The organism is Komagataeibacter kakiaceti JCM 25156, from assembly GCF_000613305.1.
In genome coordinates, this window is sequence record NZ_BAIO01000406.1 from 1 (window position 1) to 2156 (window position 2156).

The 2156-nt window shown below is 66.3% G+C and carries 1 protein-coding gene; it reads right to left on the minus strand.

Translation table 11 applies throughout. The annotated features are described in order from the left end of the window. Positions 1-2126, minus strand: a 2126-nt coding sequence (leuS, locus tag JCM25156_RS14450) for a leucine--tRNA ligase (protein ID WP_025813627.1), incomplete at its 3' end; no start/stop codon positions are given. Positions 2127-2156 lie beyond the last annotated feature (30 nt).

Consider the following 2156-nt stretch of genomic DNA (forward strand, 5'->3'; position numbering starts at 1 on the left):
GGAGAACGTATCGGGGCACGGGCTGCCGCCGGGGTCTGTTCGGCCACGGCGCGCACGACGCGGAACAGGCGCTGGAGGAAGCGGGCCGAAGCGGCGACACCGGATTCGGTCCATTCCATGTCACGTTCCGGCGGGCTGTCGGACAGCACGAACCACCGCGCCGTATCCGCGCCAAAACGCTCGATGATGGCGACGGGGGCCACCGTGTTGCGCTTGGACTTGGACATTTTCTCCACCCGCCCGATGGTGACGGGCGCGCCGGTGTCGCGGCGGGTGGCGCCGTTGGCCCCGCGCTCGACTTCCTCGGGGTAGAGCCAGTTGCCTTCGGCGTCACGGTAGCTTTCGTGGTTGACCATGCCCTGCGTGAACAGCCCGGCAAAGGGTTCATCCACATGCAGGTGGCCCGTCTCATGCATCGCGCGGGTGAAGAAGCGGGCATAGAGCAGGTGCAGGATCGCATGTTCGATCCCGCCGATATACTGATCCACCGGCAGCCAGCCATCGGCGGCGGCGGGCAGGGTGGGCGTGGCCGCGCGGGGGGCGGTGAAGCGGGCGAAATACCACGAACTGTCCACGAACGTGTCGCAGGTATCCGTCTCGCGCAGCGCGGGCTTGCCGCAGGACGGGCAGGCGACATGCTTCCATGTCGGGTGGTGTTCCAGCGGGTTGCCGGGGCGGTCGAATGTCACGTCCTCGGGCAGGATGACGGGAAGCTGGTCGTCGGGCACCGGCTGCGCGCCGCAATCGGTGCAGTGGATGACGGGAATGGGGCAGCCCCAGTAACGCTGGCGCGAAATGCCCCAGTCGCGCAGGCGCCAGTTGACCACGCCCTGGCCAATGCCCAGGCCCTCCAGCCGGGTGATGGCTTCCTTCTTCGCGGCGTCGGTGTCCATGCCGTCCAGAAAGCCGGAATTGAACAGCGTGCCCTGTCCCTCATACGGCTTGTCCGTGGCGGTGAAGGTCGCGGCCTCCGCGCCGGGCGGCAGGATGACCGTGGCGAAGGGCAGGTTGTATTTGCGCGCGAAATCGAAATCGCGCTGGTCGCCGCAGGGGCAGCCGAACACCGCGCCCGTGCCGTAATCCATCAGCACGAAATTCGCGATCCAGACCGGGAAGGAACGGTCGGGCATGAACGGGTGAGTCACGCGCAGGCCCGTGTCGAATCCGCGCTTTTCAGCGGTTTCGATCGCTTCTTCCGATGTGCCCAGACGGTGGCATTCGGCAATGAATTCAGCGGCCTGCGCATTTGTGGCCGCGACCTTGGCCGCCAGCGGGTGATCGGCCGCGATGGCGAGGAAGGACATGCCGAACAGCGTATCGGGGCGGGTGGTGAACACCTCCACCGAATCAAGGTCGGTATCGAAACCCGTGGGGGGCTCATGCAGCCCGAAGCGGACGCGCGCGCCCTCCGAACGGCCGATCCAGCGTTCCTGCATGGTGCGCACCCGCTCGGGCCAGCGCGGCAGGGTGGACAGGCCCTCAAGCAGTTGCGGCGCGAAACGGGTGATGCGCAGGAACCACTGCGAGAGCTTTTTCTGTTCGATCAGCGCGCCGGAGCGCCAGCCGCGCCCGTCCACCACCTGTTCGTTGGCCAGCACGGTCTGGTCCACGGGATCCCAGTTGACCCAGCTTTCCCGCCGTTCGACCAGCCCGCCCTTGAGCATGTCCACGAACAGCTTCTGCTGCTTGCCATAATAGTCCGGCAGGCAGGTCGCGATCTCACGATCCCAGTTGAACGAGAAGCCAAGCCGCTTGAGCGTCGCGCGCATGGCGGCGATGTTGTCCATCGTCCATTTGCCCGGATGCACGCCGCGTTCGCGCGCCGCGTTTTCGGCGGGCAGGCCAAACGCGTCCCACCCCATCGGGTGCAGCACGCTGAAACCGCGCGCCCGCTTGTAGCGCGCCACCACGTCGCCCAGCGTGTAGTTGCGCACATGGCCCATGTGCAACTGGCCCGACGGGTAGGGAAACATTTCCAGCACATAGTATTTGGGCCGGTCGGCGGGCGGCACGTCGGGAACATTGAAGATGCCCGAAGACGCCCAGCGTTCCTGCCACTGTGGTTCTGCCGTGTGGAAGTCATAGGCGGGGGTGGCGCTGTCCGGTGGGGTGCTGGTTTCGGTCATCTTCTTCTGGTTTCGGTATGCGGGGGGCGG